This window comes from Nocardia sp. NPDC047038 (assembly GCF_040644075.1).
Lineage (GTDB): Bacteria > Actinomycetota > Actinomycetes > Mycobacteriales > Mycobacteriaceae > Nocardia > Nocardia sichangensis.
Genome location: NZ_JBEYVQ010000021.1, coordinates 53,389 through 72,125 on the forward strand (window position 1 = coordinate 53,389; position 18,737 = coordinate 72,125).

At 66.5% G+C, this 18,737-nt stretch carries 16 protein-coding genes; 4 read left to right on the plus strand and 12 right to left on the minus strand.

Annotated features, from left to right (window positions below; all coding sequences use genetic code 11):
- Window positions 1-36: 36 nt before the first annotated feature.
- Window positions 37-969 carry an alpha/beta hydrolase gene (locus ABZ824_RS35390; RefSeq protein ID WP_356968717.1) on the plus strand — a complete coding sequence of 311 codons (933 nt, stop codon included), beginning with the start codon at window positions 37-39 and terminating at the stop codon, window positions 967-969.
- A gap of 50 nt (window positions 970-1,019) precedes the next feature.
- Here the strand turns inward: ABZ824_RS35390 and ABZ824_RS35395 are convergent, their stop codons facing one another.
- Together ABZ824_RS35395 and ABZ824_RS35400 are read right to left on the minus strand one after the other, a co-directional pair.
- Entirely contained in the window at window positions 1,020-1,262 is a 243-nt protein-coding gene (locus ABZ824_RS35395) for a hypothetical protein (protein WP_356968718.1), read from the minus strand.
- A gap of 13 nt (window positions 1,263-1,275) precedes the next feature.
- A complete protein-coding gene (locus ABZ824_RS35400; protein ID WP_356968720.1) occupies window positions 1,276-6,069 on the minus strand; it encodes an FHA domain-containing protein in 4,794 nt (1,597 codons plus the stop codon).
- A gap of 320 nt (window positions 6,070-6,389) precedes the next feature.
- On the opposite strand from ABZ824_RS35400, the gene ABZ824_RS35405 reads away from it, so the two are divergent.
- Window positions 6,390-8,084 carry a WXG100 family type VII secretion target gene (locus ABZ824_RS35405; RefSeq protein ID WP_356968722.1) on the plus strand — a complete coding sequence of 565 codons (1,695 nt, stop codon included), beginning with the start codon at window positions 6,390-6,392 and terminating at the stop codon, window positions 8,082-8,084.
- Between the two features lie 91 nt (window positions 8,085-8,175).
- On the plus strand, window positions 8,176-8,838 hold the full coding sequence (locus ABZ824_RS35410) for a hypothetical protein (RefSeq protein WP_356968724.1): 663 nt from the start codon (window positions 8,176-8,178) through the stop codon (window positions 8,836-8,838).
- A gap of 25 nt (window positions 8,839-8,863) precedes the next feature.
- Here the strand turns inward: ABZ824_RS35410 and ABZ824_RS35415 are convergent, their stop codons facing one another.
- The 9 genes from ABZ824_RS35415 to hppD all read right to left on the minus strand — a co-directional run bounded on the left by ABZ824_RS35415 (window position 8,864) and on the right by hppD (window position 16,922).
- Window positions 8,864-9,217, minus strand: coding sequence for a hypothetical protein (locus tag ABZ824_RS35415; protein ID WP_356968726.1), 354 nt, complete (start codon window positions 9,215-9,217; stop codon window positions 8,864-8,866).
- Window positions 9,214-9,696 (minus strand): hypothetical protein, encoded by a 483-nt coding sequence (locus tag ABZ824_RS35420; RefSeq protein ID WP_356968728.1) that lies wholly within the window; start codon window positions 9,694-9,696, stop codon window positions 9,214-9,216. Before ABZ824_RS35420 ends, ABZ824_RS35415 begins: the two co-directional genes overlap by 4 nt.
- 105 nt (window positions 9,697-9,801) lie before the next feature.
- Complete coding sequence (gene tuf / locus ABZ824_RS35425; RefSeq protein WP_067809956.1) at window positions 9,802-10,992, minus strand: elongation factor Tu; 1,191 nt, start codon at window positions 10,990-10,992, stop codon at window positions 9,802-9,804.
- Between the two features lie 99 nt (window positions 10,993-11,091).
- On the minus strand, window positions 11,092-13,194 hold the full coding sequence (gene fusA, locus ABZ824_RS35430; RefSeq protein WP_355080017.1) for an elongation factor G: 2,103 nt from the start codon (window positions 13,192-13,194) through the stop codon (window positions 11,092-11,094).
- Window positions 13,195-13,330: 136 nt separating this feature from the next.
- Window positions 13,331-13,801, minus strand: coding sequence for a 30S ribosomal protein S7 (gene rpsG, locus ABZ824_RS35435; protein ID WP_014353063.1), 471 nt, complete (start codon window positions 13,799-13,801; stop codon window positions 13,331-13,333).
- 1 nt (window position 13,802) lies between these two features.
- Window positions 13,803-14,177 (minus strand): 30S ribosomal protein S12, encoded by a 375-nt coding sequence (gene rpsL / locus ABZ824_RS35440; RefSeq protein WP_039801925.1) that lies wholly within the window; start codon window positions 14,175-14,177, stop codon window positions 13,803-13,805.
- 343 nt (window positions 14,178-14,520) lie between these two features.
- Window positions 14,521-15,078 (minus strand): DUF3558 domain-containing protein, encoded by a 558-nt coding sequence (locus ABZ824_RS35445; protein WP_356968731.1) that lies wholly within the window; start codon window positions 15,076-15,078, stop codon window positions 14,521-14,523.
- A gap of 10 nt (window positions 15,079-15,088) precedes the next feature.
- Entirely contained in the window at window positions 15,089-15,616 is a 528-nt protein-coding gene (locus tag ABZ824_RS35450; protein WP_356968733.1) for a DUF3558 domain-containing protein, read from the minus strand.
- Between the two features lie 103 nt (window positions 15,617-15,719).
- Window positions 15,720-16,922, minus strand: a complete 1,203-nt coding sequence (hppD, locus tag ABZ824_RS35455) for a 4-hydroxyphenylpyruvate dioxygenase (RefSeq protein WP_355080023.1) — start codon at window positions 16,920-16,922, stop codon at window positions 15,720-15,722.
- Window positions 16,923-17,079: 157 nt separating this feature from the next.
- On the opposite strand from hppD, the gene ABZ824_RS35460 reads away from it, so the two are divergent.
- On the plus strand, window positions 17,080-17,604 hold the full coding sequence (locus ABZ824_RS35460) for an Lrp/AsnC family transcriptional regulator (protein ID WP_355080025.1): 525 nt from the start codon (window positions 17,080-17,082) through the stop codon (window positions 17,602-17,604).
- 10 nt (window positions 17,605-17,614) lie between these two features.
- Here the strand turns inward: ABZ824_RS35460 and ABZ824_RS35465 are convergent, their stop codons facing one another.
- A complete protein-coding gene (locus tag ABZ824_RS35465) occupies window positions 17,615-18,727 on the minus strand; it encodes a winged helix DNA-binding domain-containing protein (RefSeq protein WP_356968736.1) in 1,113 nt (370 codons plus the stop codon).
- Window positions 18,728-18,737: the final 10 nt, after the last annotated feature.

Genomic DNA, 18,737 nt, shown 5'->3' on the forward strand with positions numbered 1-18,737 from the left:
AACGTGGTGGTGTCCCAACCAATCGAAGGAGCAACCGTGGACGAAACCACTACCGCCGCGAGACCGAATCGGTGGCGCAATATCGGGCTGCTGATCGCCACCGTCCTGGTCGCCGTGGCCACCGGCTATACGACCGGCGCGGCGAACGCCGAGACCGACGATTCGCACGAGCACATGGTTCATCTTCCGGGCGGAGACATCCACGTCGTCGCCGACGGAACGCCGGGCGCTCGCGCGGTGGTGCTGCTGCACGGACTGGGCGCCTCGACCGCCTATTGGGATCCGGTGCTGCCCGCCTTGCGGGACCGGTACGTCGTGCGTATCGACCTGCTCGGCCACGGCAAGTCCGATAAACCCGACAGCGGCTACAGCACGTCCGAACAGGCGAGCCGAGTGGGGGCCGTGCTCGACCAGCTGGGCGTACGACAGGCGATCGTCGTCGGGCATTCTTCCGGCGGCTACGTGGCCACCTCGCTGGCCGAACAGCGCCACGACCTGGTGTCGGCGATCATGCTGATCGACTCCGGTCCCCGCCTGGACGCCGTCACCGGCAGCGGTCCGGTCGGCAACCTACTGTTCGTTCCTGCGATCGGACAGCCGCTGTGGCCGCTGCTCCCGGATGTCGTTCTCCGGCAAGCCATGAGTTCCGCGTTCACCCGGGACGTGCGGATCCCCGACCAGTTCGTCGCCGACCTGCGGGGCATGACCTACCGCAGTCTCACCGCGACCTCCACCGCGTCGGACGACTACCTGCGGGAACGGTCCGAACCGGACCGGCTCACCGACCTCGGCATTCCGGCCATGGTGCTCTACGGCTCTCAGGACAAGCGATGGCAGCCGGGCTCTTACGAGGACTACCGCCGCGTACCGGGCCTCCGGATCGAAAGCCTCGACTGTGGCCACACACCCATGGTCGAAGAGCCCGACGGCACCGGCGCCCTCATCCGTGACTTCGTCGGCCGGCACTGAACGTAGTTGTCGGCCACCTCTGGGTGGTTCCTGCAGGACCGCAGCGCTCGCTAGTCGTCTTCGCCGGTCGGGCCGTCCAAACCCGCCTCACGGAGGATGCGGCTCAAGGTATCGGTATCGACCGGCCGCTGCGGCTCTTCCTTCTCCGCGACCGGGTTCTCCCGAGCGACAGGCAGCATTTCTTCGTAGCCAGGGTCGCCGGGGTGGAACTCCTCGAAACCGCTGTAGAAGACGCCGTCCTCGGTCTGGCCACGCAGCGGCAGCAGGATGGTCACGCCGTCTTCTGCCAGCATGGGTGGGCTCGTGTCATCCGAATACGCGGTCAAAGTAATCCTTCAACTGATGGGCGATCTGGTCGTTGTCGAGGGCGAACTTGCGAAGCTGCTTGATATCGCCGTGCATCCAGGCCGTGAATGCTTCGGCGAAAGCCTCGCAGCGACGGTTGTAGTAATCGTTCCACTTATGGTTTTTCCCGATGGATTGAAGCATCGACGCGTGCAGGTCGCGCCACTCCTGGGTGTCGCTGAGCCATCTTCCACCGGTACCGTACGCCGCGTCGGCCGCATGCCCGAACTCGTGGAAGACTACGTTCTCGCTGCCGCTGCGCCCGCCGGAGTTGATCACCAGCCGGCGCGGTCCACCCATGTACACGCCCTGGACGGTGTTCCAGCTCGTTCCGGCCTTGCGTCCGTATGGGGTACTGCCTACCAGGCTCTCGGTACCGGGCAACTGGAGTAGGGGGCGATTACCTATGACGATTCCGCCACCGGCTACGGCGTTCATATGCTCGCTGACCCTCGCGTAGATATGGCTGGGCACGCGGGCGAGATCTTTCACCATCTGCCAGGTCTCAGGTGTCTGGTCGATGATGTTGACGAATGCGCCACCGTCGGCGGGAGGATAAGCGACAGTGAATTCGTACACATCGGCCAGGCGAACCTGATCCCCCGGATGCAGCATGACCTTCGTGCCGGGTGCGATCTCTTCGCCGTTGACGTAGGTGTGGTGTGTAGATCCTTCATCGCGGATCCAAACGCGGCCGGAGGGGTAGGTGCCGATACTGGCGTGCCTGCGCGAGATCCGGTCGGCGCGCGAAAGCCCGCTGGGTATCCCCGTCCCGTCCCGCCCGAGCAGGACCGGTTCGCCACCGCGCACCAGATCCAGCGACACGTCGCCGTATGAGTTGTTGAGCTTCACCGCCAACGGGCGCGGAGGGGCCTGACCATAACCGTCCTCGAAACGGGCGGCGCCGATCCAGTCACCGAGCCGGACCTGATCGCCGGAACGAAGCCGAACCGGCCCTTGATCGGGATCGACCTTGATGTTGTCGACCCACGTTCCCCGCGTGGAGTGTTCGTCGCGCAACCACAGAGTTCCGTACTCGTCGCGGTAGATGACGGCATGGCGGCGGGATACCGAGGTGTCGGTCAACTGGTCCGCCAGCGGGGAGTCGGTCCCGCGCCCGAGCACGACCTGTTCACCACGCCGCAATGTCAGCGGAGGCACGTTTGCGTCGTCGGACAACCGCAGCTCCAGCGGCGGTTCCTCGCCGAATCGCAGCCGTGTCGACACGTCCCCGAACTTCACCTCGTCCTCGGCGTTCAGGTAGCGTTTCTGGCCCTCCGGCACGATCTCGTCGTTGACCCGCACCGGGTTCCAGCTGTCGTGAACCCGATCGAGCACCCAGATGCCGCCATCCAGGTCACGTCCGACGATCACCTGCCGTCCCGGCCTGCCGATCACCATCGCGTGGCCGTTCAGCGCACTGACATCGACGGAAACCTCCTGGCCGGGTTCGAGGCGGATGGGGAGCTTCTGTCTGCGCTGCTCGAAGCGCAGCTCGGCGGGCGGAAGTTGCGGAGGCTCCTCGCTGCCGATACGAGCGGTCCCGACATAGTCCGGGCCGAGTCCCACGTTGTCGCCTTCGGACAGTGTCACCCTCTGGTTCGGAGCGATCCTGTCCCCGTTGATCCATACCCCTTCCGACCCCCGGTGGTCTCTGATCCACAGACGACCGTCGTGGTCCAGCCCGAGCGTCGCGTGCTGCTCCCCGATGCCGCGGACGCCACGCAACTGGGATGCGAAGGGCGAACTCTCGCCGGTGCCGATGATGACCGGCCTACCGGGTTCCAGCCGCACGGATGTCGCGTCCGTCCCGACGCCGAACCGCACGTGCACCGGGCTGGCGTCCAGCGCGGCGTCCAGCGGAATGAACTGCGCCTCCCCGCGGTAGCCGCCGAATCGCACGGCATCGCCCGGTGCCAAAGTGCGCTTCTCGCCTTCGGCCAGCAGGTCGCCGTTCACCCGGGTGCCGTTGGTGGAGCCCGCATCCCGGATCCACACGCGGCCGTCCTCGTCCATGCCCATGGTCGCGTGGCGGCCCGACACAGTGATTCGGCCGGTCGCCTCAGGGTGTATGAGGCCGCGACCGAGCTCCACTTCTCGGCCACGATGCAGCGTGAACGTGGGCCCGTCGTCGCCGAACAACCGGACTTCGGCTGTCTGCCGCTCGAATGTCACCCCCAGTTCGAGGTCTCGGCTCAGCAGCAGCTCTTGCCCGTCGTAGATGCGAACCCATTGCCCGCCCGCCAATTGCTTGCCGTCGACGAAGGTGCCGTTCATCGAATTCTCGTCGCGGAGCAGGACGTGGCCTTGATCGTCCACCTTGAGCGTCGCGTGGCGGCGTGACACCCGATCGTTCGCGACCTGCTCCAGCAGCGCGCCTTGGCCGCGTCCGAAAACGTATTCCTGGCCGGGAATCAGTCGCAGCGGAATCCGCGCGCCCTCAGGGCCGGTCAGCACCACGTCGACGTAGCCACCCTCGGGATGGCGGTAGTGCCCGGTGAGTCCGGCCGGCGGTGGCGCACCCGCGAGCGTGTACCGGTCCTGGCTCGCCGATTGCTCATGCGGCTGGACGCGCGGCTGCGGTCGTGTCGGCGGGCCGTCATACGTCGGTTCGTCGGTCCGCGTGTGGGGCGTCGGCTCTTCGTGTGTCGCCGGAGCCTCATCCGCTGCCGACTGCCGCCCGGCCGGATCTGCCTCAGCGACCGGAGGACGCGGCCTCGACTCGTCCGGAACACGCGAATCGTCCCGGACCGGCCGTCCATCCGACGTCTCGTCGACCGGGACCCGCGGCGTCAGTTCCTCCTGCCGGACGAGCGGACCATCCGCATTCCGTGGTAGCGCCGGCGGCTGGTCCCGGCGGCCTCGTGGCGCGACCGCCGAGCCGTCGACTTCGCCGCGCGGTGTGGGTGGCCTCCCGTTGCCCGCAGATGCGTCAGCGCCGGGCGGCCGGTCTTGTCGCGGCGTGACCGACACCGCCCGGCCGTCACCAGGGGTGATTCCCGGTGCCGAGCCGGGAGACTGCGGTGACACAGGCGGCAGAACCCCACGCCCGGCGTCACCACCACCCGCGGCATGTTCCTCCAACGCGGTCATTCGCTGGAGCATGCCGTCGTACCAGTCCCGATGACCCGCGGCGTAGAACACCGGGCTCAACTCTTCGACACGCTGCCGGATCTCCAGCAACTCCGGGCGGGTGAGAGCGTGGTCGTTCCACAAGATCTCGTTGGTGTCCCCGTAACGCAGGAAGTTCTCCGCGAAGGGGCCGACGGAATACTGCGCGTCGGTGAAGTTCTCGAACGCGCGACTGTGGTCGATCCCCCATACGTTGCCGTCCGGATCCACCATCCAGTTGTCGCCATTGCGGTCGGGTATGCGTATCAGCACGTCCATGACACCTTGGCGCATTCCGGCAGGACCGCTGACGACGTCCTGCGGGAACGCGCTTCGCGGATACGTGTCCGCCGCCACCGTGCCGGGCACCACCTCCATGTAGACGTGGTCGCCGATCACGTGCACCGCGGGCACCCGTGCGCCCACCGCGTCGCCGACCAGCGAGCTCAGGAATTCCGCGTGTGCGTGCAGCGGATCGGAAACCACCTTGTGGATCACTTCGGTGCCGTCGTGGAAGACGAGCCGCTCTACCACTCTCGCCGACTTGCCCTCGGTGCTGAATCGTTCGATGGTCTCCACTCGCGGTGGTTCACCGGAACTCAACAGCTCATTGATGCGTGAGGCGAATTCCCAGTGGCGCAGACCGAGTCGAGGGGCGTCACCTTCCGAACGCACCGCGTTACGGCCTGCGGTGTGGACTCGGATCGCACTACCCGCCGCGCCGACGAACCCGCTGCCGAAGCCGGTGATCGCGGCTTCGCGAACCATCTTGAACAGGTCACCGAGGCTGTGGATCTCGTCCATGTGGATCAACACCGACGGCACCGCGCCTGCCAGACCACCGGTCACACCGCCCGCGCCGCCGAGCAACATCGTGCCGCCCATATGGGCAGCGAGCCGACCGCGCTGACTGATCGCTCGGCCGCGCGCCCAGCCCAGCACGCGCGGCGCGAGTCTGCGGCCGACCTCCGCACCCGCCACACCACCGACCACACCGCCGAGGAGCATTTCCAGGAAGGCGCCCACGTCGAACTTGTCGCGCACGCCGTCTTTCAGGTCCCACAGCTGTGCGCCGCCGCTGATCGCGGCACTGGTCAGAAGACCGACTTTCGCCGCGTGCACCGCGCCGTGCAGCGCAGCCCGCTGCGCAGCGCCCGCTACCGCTCGTTCGCCCACCTCCGCGGTGAGTCTCGCGGCCGCGGCGGCCATCGCCTGCTCGGCCTCGATCCGGTCGATCAGCGCCTTCGCGCCCCCACCCTGGAAGAACAGCAGAGCATCGTAGGCCAATTGGGCGGCGAGAGCGATCCCCATCGCGATCAGCAGATGCTGCGTTTGCACACTAGAATCAGCGACGTCGTGGCACTGCTTTCCCAAGCTCTGGCACACCGCTGCCTGATCGCGCATGGATTTCACGACGACACGGTGGCGGTCGGCCAGGGCTGTCGATGTGGCGCCTTGCACGGCTTGCTCGGTACGCCCGGCCTCGCCCTCGTATCGGTCGGCGGAGTCGTTCAACTCACCGGCAGCCACCAGGTACGCGTCCCCGTTACGACGCATTCCATCGATGTCGGTCTCCGGCCAGTGGCCGAGGACCAATTCGCGCACAGCCGAAGGCACCTCGGCCAGCAAACTGCTAGCATCCATCGCAGCCTGCCTCCCGGCACCCTCACATTCGCTGCGAGATCATTCAGACATATCGAACCGCATCCACCATTCCCAATAGTGGGAATGCGGCCGGTAAGGGAATGCTGGCCATACCCAGCGCGACGGACAGTCGAGATTGCAAGTAATCCGAAAGTACTGCGCCGAAAGTAGCTTCGTTATCCCACACCGGGCCGATTGACCAGACGGCGCTTTCTGGGGCAACCGTCACGCGGTCCCGGCCCGGCGGCGGGAGTCTCACCACAGGCGGGTATGCGACCAGCGGTTCCGGGACAATATCTGCAAGTACATAGGGAGACGGTGTGGGCGAAACATTTTCGGTCGATCCGGATCGACTGCGGGAGCACGCGCCGCAGTTCGACCTGATCGGGGCGGACGTGGCGGCCACCGTGCGAAAACTGCGCGCGGCCTTGGCCGAGGAAGGCGAGCCTTGGGGCAAGGACGACGCCGGCCGCGCGTTCGCCGAATCCTACGTTCCGGAGCACAAACGAACGATGGCCGACTTGAACAGCCTCGTCGAGGTGCTCCAGCAGGCAGGCACCGATCTGCGCAACCTCGCGGAAAACTTCGAGAATCACGATCGGTCCGTCGGGCAGCGTATCCGTGACACTGCCGACGCGTTCCAGAAAGATCCGGTATCGATCCCGCTGGGAGAGCAGGTCACCCCCACCCACCAGCTCGGCCCGAACGCTACGGACGTACCTACTGCCGCGCAGCCATACGCAGGATCCCCTCTGCCCACCGCGGCCGCGACGGCGGCCCCGCCGGCCCACCGAACGCCCGTCACCGCGCCTGCGACCGCTCGGTCACCTGACTTGTCGAGCGCCCCTGCCGGTACTCCCGGCACGCCTGAGGACGGTTCGAGCCCGAGGCAGCAGCCGGGCGGGACCGAGGGGAATCCGCCCGGCCGTGACCACCGCGGCACCGAACAGCCGCATACACCCGGTTCCAGCGCGCAACCCGCTCATCGGGCAGAAACCGCATCCACGCGTCCCACGCAGGGCAATCGGCCGTCTTCCCCGTGGACGAAGCCTGCCGCCACGAATCAGACCGCCGTGACGCCCCGGGCCGGCGTGGCGAAGCAGACCGGCGCCACGGCTCCGAGTACGCCATGGTCCAGGCCCATCACAGCGCGTCCGCCGAGGGTTTCCGCCCCGGACGCGGGGACACCCGGTTCGCCGCCGCGCGCGCCGGGCCGCCCTCCCGCACGACCGGATCAGAAGGACGAGAAAGCAAACCGGAAAGTGGACGCCTCCGCCGAGTCGGTCGCAGCCCGCCTCGCCCGGGAACTCGCCGAGCGCCACGGCGTGCGCGCCTTCGGTTTCGAGACCCCGGGCGTCGCGGTCCAGGTACTGACCGAGATCGTCGCCGCAGTGGACGACGTGCTGCCGCGATACCCGCAGATCGCCCTGCGCGCCATCGGGATCGAAGAACTGGCGAGCGGCGAAACAACACAGCTGGAATGGGATTCGGGCGCGACACCTGGCGACTCCGAGAACGCTCCTGATTCACTGGAGAAGCGCTCCTCGGTCGCGTCCGAGGAGATGCTCACCGCACGCATCGTGCTGGCGGTGGCCGTTGCCACCGACCCGGAGCGTTTACAGCAGACCGTCACCACAGCCGACAACGCGGGCATGCTCGCCCCCGGATGCGCGAGACGGCCCGTGTATTCGTCGATCGTGCGCGAGCTCGGCAGAGCGCTCGACGGAGCAGGCGGCTTTCGCGCTCGCGCCGCCGCACAGCGCGTGCTGGTCGGGGCGTATATGCCGCAACTGAACCCGGAGGACAAGGGCTCGTTGAATCGCACGGTGTCCGGCTTCCAGGAATGGCGGTCGCAGTTGAGCGGCCGCAGCTTCGATCGCGGGCGATTCCACCCCGCCGCTGCTCTGGCCGAGGCATTCACCGACGTAGTCCTCAACGCCGCAGAGGCCGCACCGCCCGCGCAGGTACTGCACCGCCTGCTCGTCACCACCGCGGACTCCCCCACACCCCCGTAATCACCACCGCACAGTCGTACGAGCAGCCGGTGTGTGAGCGTCCGGCTCGCGAAGGTGAATTTCGTTGAGAGGCAGCGATATTGTGAGCAGCATGCGGTGGATGGTTGCGATGAGCTTGGTGCTGCTGCTGGGCGGCTGCGCGCAGACCACGGCGGGAAGGCCGCAGCCGGTAGCAGGGGCGTCGCAGACGGCGTCGTCGCCGCGGGCGACGGCGGCACCGGAGAAGGGCGGGGAACTCGGAGATCGGATCGCTTGGGTTCGGCAAGGTACGCCGGTTGATCTCGCCGGCTTCCATTCGGCCCGGATCGAGGGCGGTCCGGTGACCGACCTGCGGGACGATATCGCGTTCGTCAGCCCTACCAGCAAGATCAGTTGCGTCACGGGGACAGCGCTGGGAATGGACGGGTTCGACTGCACGGTCGAACTGAAGGAACCGGTGCCCGCGCCGGGCGAGGGCTACGGCCAATGGTTCGGCGGATACGTGACCTACACGGGGCACCGGTTGACGGTGGGCCAATTCCGCGGCGATCCAGGGCTTTTCATCAACGGTCATGGCCGGACCTTGCCGTACGACAGCACCATCACCTTCGGCGACTACGCCTGCCGCATCGCGACGACCGGCCTCACCTGCGTGCACCCCGCCCAGGGCACGGGCGTGCAACTGAGCAGCGAGGGCGTCGTCCCGCTCGGCTGCCTGCGCGAACTCCCGCAGACGGAGCGCGAACCGGCCGTCGGCCGTGCTTATGCCTGCTGAGCACCCGCCGCTGCAACATCCAACGCTATTCCGTGGCCTTCGGATGGCCGGTTCCGGCGTACGTTATCCAGATGGTCCGATGATCGTCGTCGATCAAGTACCAGACTCTGCCCCCACTGGTGACTTTGTACTGCCAGCGCTCGATAGTGGCGCCCTTCCACACCGCCGATCCCATCGAACCCTTGAGACGATGCTGCCGCTCCGGGTTCGCCGATGCCCTCGGATTCGCTCGGATCGCGTCGAACGCCCGACGCAGGTTGGCAGCCGCGTGCTGCGCCAAATGCTCCCAACCGGTACAGGCTTCGGTAGTCGCGAAACGGACTTCGAATTCTTCGCCGACCGCAGGGGGCGCGACGCGATCGCCCCGCTTCGGACTCATCCGGCCGACTCTTCCGACTCCGGCACCGGGACCGGCCCGAGATCGCCTTCCGGCTCACGAGTCAGAATTGCCAAGAGCGCCGGGTCGGCATAGATCTCAGCTGTGTGCCGCCACTGTGCCAGCAGCGTGGCCAGTGGAGCGAGGTTCTCCAAGGCCGCCGCACCCCGCGCTACCGCGACCAATTCATCGAGAAACTGATCGAGATCCCCTGCCGGAAGGAAGGTCACCCAAGGAACAGCGTCCGGCAGGACATCCCGCACGGCCTCCGCGCCCAGCCGACGCACCAGACCCGCGAGCAGTCGCGCCGTGAAATCGACAACTATGCCCTCGGCATCCATCTGCGATACCCGCATGAGTGCCAGATCGTCGGCATCGCGCCGACGCAGCCGCAATGCGCGCACGTCGTCCAAGAGCTTCGCGGTCACCGCGGGCTTGTGCAGTAAGTCGCTGAAAGGGACAACGTCGTAGGCAGCGCTCATGACATCCACACTACCTCGGATGTCAGATCCGCTGGAATAGGAGCCCCAGAAACGCGAACGGCGCCGCCCCTTTCGGAGCGGCGCCGTTCTCAGCGATTCAGCGAATCACTTGATGATCTTCGTGACGCGACCGGCGCCGACGGTGCGGCCACCCTCGCGGATCGCGAAGCGCAGACCCTCGTCCATGGCGACCGGCTGGATCAGCTTGACGGACATCTCGGTGTTGTCACCGGGCATGACCATCTCGGTGCCCTCGGGCAGGGTCACAACGCCCGTCACGTCAGTCGTACGGAAGTAGAACTGCGGACGGTAGTTGTTGAAGAACGGGGTGTGGCGGCCGCCCTCGTCCTTCGACAGGATGTACGCCTGGCCCTCGAACTCGGTGTGCGGGGTGGTGGTGCCCGGCTTCACGACGACCTGGCCGCGCTCCACGTCCTCACGCTTCAGACCACGAACCAGCAGACCGACGTTGTCGCCCGCCTGGCCCTGGTCCAGCAGCTTGCGGAACATCTCGACACCGGTGACGGTGGTCTTGGTGGTCTTCTCGCGGATGCCGACGATCTCGACTTCCTCGTTCACGTTGATCACGCCACGCTCGACACGACCGGTGACCACGGTGCCACGACCGGTGATGGTGAAGACGTCCTCGATCGGCATCAGGAACGGCTTGTCGGTCTCACGAACCGGGTCCGGGATCGACTCGTCGACCGCGGCCATCAGCTCCAGCACCGACTCCGCCCACTTCGGGTCGCCCTCGAGCGCCTTCAGACCGGAGACCCGCACGACCGGCGCGTCCTCGTCGAACTCCTGCGAAGCCAGCAGCTCGCGGACCTCCATCTCGACGAGCTCGAGGATCTCCTCGTCGTCGACCATGTCGGCCTTGTTCAGCGCGACCAGGATGTAGGGCACGCCGACCTGACGGGCGAGCAGCACGTGCTCACGGGTCTGCGGCATCGGGCCGTCGGTGGCGGCGACCACGAGGATGGCACCGTCCATCTGCGCCGCACCGGTGATCATGTTCTTGATGTAGTCGGCGTGACCCGGGGCGTCGACGTGCGCGTAGTGGCGCTTCTCGGTCTGGTACTCGACGTGGGAGATGTTGATCGTGATACCACGAGCCTTCTCCTCGGGCGCCTTGTCGATCTGATCGAACGCGAAGCTCTCGTTCAGATCCGGGTACTTGTCAGCCAGCACCTTCGTGATCGCTGCAGTCAGCGTGGTCTTGCCGTGGTCGACGTGACCGATGGTGCCGATGTTGACGTGCGGCTTCGTCCGCTCGAACTTCGCCTTCGCCACTTCTTTGTCCTCCTGGACTTGTTGGTGCGTGCAATTGCAGCAGTGCGGGGGTCATCCCCGCGGACAACGGGGAAAGGGTTTACAAACGCCCGGGAGCCATTACTCGCCGGTCGCCTTGGCGATGATCTCCTTCGACACGTTGGCCGGAACCTCCGCGTACGAGTCGAACACCATGGAGTAGTTCGCCCGGCCCTGGGTCTTCGACCGCAGGTCACCGATGTAACCGAACATCTCCGAGAGCGGAACCAGCGCCTTGACGACACGGGCACCACTGCGTTCCTCCATGGCCTGGATCTGACCACGGCGGGAGTTCAGGTCGCCGATCACGTCGCCCATGTAGTCCTCGGGCGTCGTGACCTCGACCGCCATCATCGGCTCGAGGATCACCGGACCGGCCTTGCGAGCCGCTTCCTTGAGCGCTTGCGCGCCCGCGATCTTGAACGCCATTTCCGACGAGTCGACGTCGTGGTAGGCGCCGTCGAGCAGCGTGACCTTCAGGTTCACCAGCGGGTAGCCGGCGAGCACACCGTACTGCATGGCGTCCTGGGCACCGGCATCCACCGAAGGGATGTACTCCTTCGGCACGCGGCCACCGGTGACCTTGTTCTCGAACTCGTAGTGCGCGCCGTCCTCGCCGACGAACGGCGCCAGCGCGATGATCACCTTCGCGAACTGGCCGGAACCACCGGTCTGCTTCTTGTGCGTGAACTCGAGCTTCTCGACCGGCTTGGTGATCGTCTCGCGGTAGGCCACCTGCGGCTTACCGACGTTCGCCTCGACCTTGAACTCGCGCTTCATGCGGTCGACCAGGATGTCGAGGTGCAGCTCGCCCATACCGCCGATGACGGTCTGGCCGGTCTCCTGGTCGAGCTTGACCGAGAAGGTCGGGTCCTCTTCGGAGAGACGCTGGATCGCGGTGCCCAGCTTCTCCTGGTCGGACTTGGTCTTCGGCTCGATGGAGACCTCGATGACCGGGTCCGGGAAGGTCATGGACTCGAGCACGATCTGGTTCTGCGGATCGCACAGGGTGTCACCGGTGGTGGTGTCCTTGAGGCCGATGACCGCGTAGATGTGACCGGCCGAGGCCGCGCCGACCGGGTTCTCCTTGTTGGAGTGCATCTGGAACAGCTTGCCCAGACGCTCCTTCTTGCCCTTGGTCGAGTTGATGACCTGGGCGCCGGAGTCGACCTTGCCGGAGTACACGCGGACGTAGGTCAGCTTGCCGAAGAACGGGTGCACCGCGATCTTGAACGCCAGCGCCGCGAACGGCTCGTCGGCGCTCGGCTTGCGGGTGAGCAGTTCCTCTTCCTTGCCGGGCACGTGGCCGGTGGTGGCCTCCACGTCCAGCGGCGAGGGCAGGTAGTCGATGACCGCGTCGAGCATGGGCTGCACGCCCTTGTTCTTGAACGCCGAGCCACACAGCACCGGGTAGAGCTCGGAGGTCACCGTCAGCTTGCGGATGGCGCCCTTGATCTCCTCGATGGTCAGCTCTTCGCCGCCGAAGAACTTCTCCAGCAGCGCCTCGTCCGACTCGGCGACGGTCTCCAGCAGTTCCTGGCGGTACTGCTCGGCCCTCTCCTTCAGCTCGTCCGGGATCTCGACGACCTCGTACTGCTCACCGAGCTTGGTCTCGCCGCGCCAGACCTTGGCGTTGTTCTCGACCAGGTCGACGATGCCCTCGAAGGTGTCCTCCGCGCCGATCGGCAGCTGGATGACCAGCGGCTTCGCGCCGAGGCGGTCCTTGATGGTCTGCACGGTGAAGTAGAAGTCCGCACCGAGCTTGTCCATCTTGTTGACGAAGCAGATCCGCGGCACGTCGTACTTGTCCGCCTGACGCCACACCTGCTCGGACTGCGGCTCGACGCCTTCCTTGCCGTCGAACACCGCGACGGCGCCGTCGAGCACGCGCAGCGACCGCTCCACCTCCACGGTGAAGTCGACGTGCCCGGGGGTGTCGATGATGTTGATCTGGTTGTCGTTCCAGAAGCACGTGGTAGCCGCGGAGGTGATGGTGATACCACGCTCCTGCTCCTGCTCCATCCAGTCCATCGTGGCAGCGCCGTCGTGGACCTCACCGATCTTGTAGGTGATGCCGGTGTAGAAGAGGATGCGTTCAGTTGTGGTCGTCTTGCCCGCATCGATGTGGGCCATGATGCCGATGTTGCGGACCTTGTTCAGGTCGGTGAGCACGTCCTGTGCCACGGAAATCTTCCCCGCTCGTAGCTAGTTGGGATTATCGGGGACGACCCTGTGGTCGCCTCTATGTCAACGCCGGAAGCGGCCGGTGAGTGCCGCCTCCGGCTGTGCCTCCCGACCCAGACGACGGGCCGGGCAGACGTCACCAGCGGTAGTGCGCGAAGGCCCGGTTGGACTCGGCCATCTTGTGGGTGTCCTCACGGCGCTTGACCGAGGCGCCGAGGCCGTTGCTGGCGTCGAGCAGTTCGTTGGCCAGACGCTCGACCATGGTCTTCTCCCGGCGCGCACGCGAGAAGTTGACCAGCCAGCGCAGGGCCAGAGTGTTGGCGCGGCCCGGACGGACCTCGACCGGGACCTGGTAGGTGGCGCCACCGACGCGGCGGGGCTTCACCTCCAGCGACGGCTTCACGTTGTCCAGCGCGCGCTTGAGGGTGACGACCGGATCGGTGCCGGTCTTCTCGCGCGCCTGCTCCAGCGCACCGTAGACGATGCGCTCGGCGGTGGACTTCTTGCCGTCCAGCAGGATCTTGTTGACCAGCTGAGTGACCAGCGGCGAACCGTAGACCGGGTCGTTGATCAGCGGACGCTTGGGTGCGGGGCCCTTGCGTGGCATATCAGCTCTTCTCCTTCTTGGCGCCGTAGCGGCTGCGGGCCTGCTTGCGGTTCTTCACACCCTGGGTGTCGAGCGAGCCGCGAATGATCTTGTAACGAACACCGGGGAGGTCCTTCACACGACCGCCGCGCACGAGCACCATCGAGTGCTCCTGCAGGTTGTGCCCCTCGCCCGGGATGTAGGCCGTGACCTCGACCGAGCTGGTCAGGCGAACACGCGCGACCTTGCGCAGCGCGGAGTTCGGCTTCTTCGGGGTCGTGGTGTACACGCGGGTGCACACGCCACGACGCTGCGGGCTCCCCTTCAGGGCCGCGGTCTTCGTCTTGGCGACCTTGTCGCGGCGACCCTTGCGGACCAGCTGGTTGATGGTTGGCATAGACCGGCTTTCCTTAATTAGTTAACGCGGTGTGTGGACTTGGTGTCTGTTTTAAGTTCGCGGCGTTCCCGGGGCCCTTCGTGGAGACAAGCTTCCACTTCGAGGCCCGTCGTTCACGCCGCTGTCATCGAGCTTTCACTCGCACGTCCGGCCACGTTTCTCGCGTCCCGAGGTCGGGCGTGTCGCGCGCGGCGCAGAGCCCTTATTCCGGGCACGCTGGAATCGTCGGCCGCTCTCGCTGGCCTACGGTCACGCACGAACTTGCCCGCATGCTTCCGGGCACAGCGGTCCACGATACCCGTGGCCGGGACACAGGGTCAAAGTGGGTCGGTTCGAAGATCGTCTACCTGGCCAGGTTCAAGGTCATTTCCATCAGCTTCTTGGCCGCGTCGCACGGGTCGGGATGCGCCGAGCCGGGGCGGTAGTTGATCCACCAGCCGATCACGCCGTTGTCCGGCGCACTCGCCGTCACGCCGCAGGAATCGGGGTCCTTCGGCCTGCGGATCTGCAATGCCAGCGAACTCTGGATGGTGATGTTGGTGGTCTCGTAGCCGAGCTTGTTGTTCGTCTGCTTCTCGTTGCTCAGCGTCCCGTTCTCGTACCAGTTGAGCGTGGCCATCCCGTTGCCGCCGGGCGCGCCGATCAGATCCCACATGCACACCGCGCCGAAGAACGACTCGCTGACCGTGACGCCCTCGCCGACGGCCTTGCCGATCTGATCCTCGGACAGGATCATGCATTCGCGCAGCAACTTGTCCAGCCTGGTGTTGACCGGCTGGCTTCCGCCCACCGGCTGCGGCGAACCGGGCACCACCTGACTACAGCCGCCCACGGACAGCGCCACCGCTACCGCAGCGGCGGCCACCGCGCCTCGCCCGCGCAGGACTCGTCGCACGTTCATGCCCTCCCCCTCACTGCATCCGCTGCAGAGTCAGCTCGGCGAGAGCACGGCTGCGGTCGCACGGGTTGCCGGAGCCCGTGCTGAAATTCCCGATGTTCGTCGACCATTCGAAGAAGTCGTCACCGAGTTGCACGGCGAGGTCGCAGATCTGTCCACTCGGATCCAAGGCGGCGAAACCCTCGCGCCCACCGACCTTTATCGGATCGGGGGCTCGGCCGTTCACGGTCACCCACGCCCGCTCACGCTCGATCGGACTCCCTCGATAGGAAGCGAAAGTGATACTGGCAGAACCGATGCCGGCCGACTGCCAATTGCAGCCGACGGCATTGCGGAAGACGCCGGAGATCCGGCCGAGCCCGCCCAGAGCGCGCACCTCGTCGTCGGTCACGTGCCCACACTCCCCGACGAACGGACCCATGGCCACCACTTTGGGCGCAGGCCGCGACGGACCGGGGTCCTCGGAGTCTCCGCTCGAACCGCAACCCGCCAGTGCGAGCACCAAGGCTGTCGCGGTCACGACCGCCGACTTGATCCGCATGGCAAGAACTCTACCGATTGCGCTCCGGGCGGACCGTCCGGCGAACACGGCCGGGCAGCGCTGCCCGCGACAGCCGGGCGAGCCGTCGCGGCGCGGGCTCCGATTACAGATTGCCCCGGGCTTGCTGTTCGCGTTCGATCGCCTCGAACAGAGCTTTGAAGTTCCCCTTGCCGAAACCGAGGGAGCCGTGGCGTTCGATGAGTTCGAAGAAGACCGTGGGGCGGTCGGTGAGCGGTCTGGTGAAGATCTGCAGCAAGTAGCCGTCCTCGTCACGGTCGACGAGGATGCCGCGCCGCTGGAGTTCTTCGACCGGGACGCGGACCCGGCCGATGCGGGCGCGCAATTCGGGATCCTCGTAGTAGGCCGTCGGCGTCTCCAGGAACTCGACACCCTCCCTGCGCAAAACGTCCACGCAACCGAGGATGTCGCCGGTGGCGAGCGCGATGTGCTGGACACCGGGGCCGCGGTAGAACTCCAGGTACTCATCGATCTGGGAGCGTTTCTTGCCGACGGCGGGCTCGTTGAGCGGGAACTTCACCCGATGGTTGCCGTTGGCGACGACCTTGCTCATCAGCGCCGAGTACTCGGTGGCGATGTCGTCGCCGACGAACTCGGCCATGTTGGTGAAACCCATGACGCGCCGATAGAACTCGACCCACTCGTCCATCCGCCCGAGTTCCACGTTGCCCACGACGTGATCGATCGCCTGGAACAACCGGTTGGGCGCGCCGTCGCGCCGCTGGTAGTTGGAGCGGCGGGCGACATAGCCGGGCAGGTAGGGCCCGAAATAGCCGGAACGGTCGACCAGGGTGTGCCTGGTGTCGCCGTAGGTGGCCAGCGCGGCCGAGCGGACCGTGCCGAAGTCGTCGGTCTCGTCGTGCGGTTCGACCAGGACGGTGGCGCCGTGGGTGCGCGCCCACGCCACACAGCGGTCGACGTCGGGCACTTCGAGCGCGATGTCCACCACGCCGTCGCCGTGTCGATTGTGATGGGCGGCCAGCGGACTGTCCGGGTGCACCGCTCCGGTGATCACGAAACGCGCCGCACCGCTACGCAGCACGAATGCCTTGTGGTCGCGATTGCCGGTCTCCGGACCGGAGTACGCCTCCAACCGCATGCCGAAGGCGGATTCCAGGAAGTGCGCGGTCTGGGTGGCGTTGCCCACCGCCCAGACCAGAGCGTCCCACCCGATGACCGGAAACGGGTCACCGCTGTTGTCGTGGTCCACCAGCCCCACGAGCGTGCGCAGCTCGCCGTCGCTGGGAACGGCGCCGGACCGGGTGTCCGGCAGGTGCTCGATGGTCATGTTCCAAGGAAATCGCCGGTTCCGTCGGCTAGGCAACAGCGCCGATTCCCGGTAGTCAGTGTGGCGAATTCGGCTAGGAAGTGGCGGGCCATGCTGGACAATTTGAATAGCATGAGCGGGCCGGGCAGCGAGCCCGGTGCGGCGAACGGAGGCCGGCATGGCGCGCACATCGGCGAAGCTCGACGAACTCGATCTCGCCATCCTGTCCGCGATGCACGAGTACCAGAAGGCGGGCATTCTCGAACTGTCCCGGCGGACCAGAGTGGCAAGGGCCACCGTGCAGTCCCGGATCGCGCGCATGGAGGAGTCCGGCGTGATCGCCTCCTACGACCCGCAGATCGATGTCACCGCCGCGGGGTTCGACGTGCAGGCCTTCGTCACGCTGGAGATAGCCCAGGGTGCGCTGGACGCGGTGGCCTCCGAGCTCGACGCCATCCCCGGCGTGCTGGAGGCCTACGCCACGACCGGCACCGGCGACGTGCTGTGCCGGATCGGGGCCGACTCGCACGCGGGGTTGCAGGCCGTGCTGCTGAGCATCGACCGGACCTCCTCGGTGGTGCGCTCGCACAGCGTCATCGTTCTTTCCACCGTGGTGTCCCGCCGGGCGCTGCCCCTGTTGCGCACATTGAGCCCGACCGGGACGACCAAAGCGCCCGCCTACCGACCAGCCCGCGAGCAGTGAGCGACCCCGGTCAGGGGCGCAGGCCGGCGTGCACGTCGAGGATTTCCACGCTGCCCTGCTTGTCCGCCTCCAAGAAGGAGAGCAGAGCATGCGCCTCCGCCTCGACATCCGCGCGCTCCGCCCCGGTCCAGTTCCGGGTCGGACTGATGCGGAGCCGGGCGGTTCCCGCGTTCGTGAAGATTTTGTACACGCCCGCGAGAAAGCCGTCGACCAGCACCGGCGAGACCTGAGCCGCGAAGGCGCGCAGCGGAGGGGCCGCGCCGTCGGACACGATGCGGGTCCGATCCTGGTGCGACAGCAAGGCGTTGTCGTACCAGCCGAGCAGCCGCACCGGGGCGGGAATGTCCGGATCGGCAAGTTCACCGTCTGCGATGTCGTAGAGCGTCCGACCGCGCTCGTCGGTGTAGGTGCGCACCCGGTCGCCCAGTTCCGCGACGGCCTGCTTCATCCCGAGCAACTTCGACCAGGTCTGCATGTCCATGGTGCTCGCAGGCCCGAAAGCACGCAGATAGCGGAAGATCAACTCCGCCAAGGGATACGAGGGGTCCAGCGGCGCGCCCAACCAAGGCTCGACCCGCGACCAGATCGGCCTGCTGTTGTCCTTCCACTTGCCGCGCGGCGGGGTCTGCAACACCGGGAGCTGGTACAGCCAGGTCTGCAGCACCGCGCCAGGGTCGCGGTCGGGGTACAACTCGGCGGCGCGGGCGCGCAGGTCCGCCGCGGACATCGGCTCGTCGGCGAGCGCGGCTTCGCCGTGCCCGCGCACCTCCTCCGGATCCAGTCCGACCATGGCGCCGTAGTTGAACCCATTCCGGAACGGCACCTTCTCCAGTTCCGGCTGTATGTGCGGCGCGATCCGCACCGCGTCGGGCGGCGTGACCAGGTGAATGGTGCCGCGCATCAGGGTGATCCGGACCAACGACCGGTCCTCCAGCGCGTCCGAGACCGTCGCCGGATCGAAAGCCGCTACGCGGCTCCACAATGCGACGAACGGCGGCAGCGAATCCTGCGCCTGCAACCCGACGAGATGGTCGCACATCTCGTGCACCGTCAACCGCGAGCGCTCGAGTAGATGCTGGCGGGCCAGCAGGGTCCGGTTCAGTACCCGGTTGGACAGCTTCATGACGCGGCCG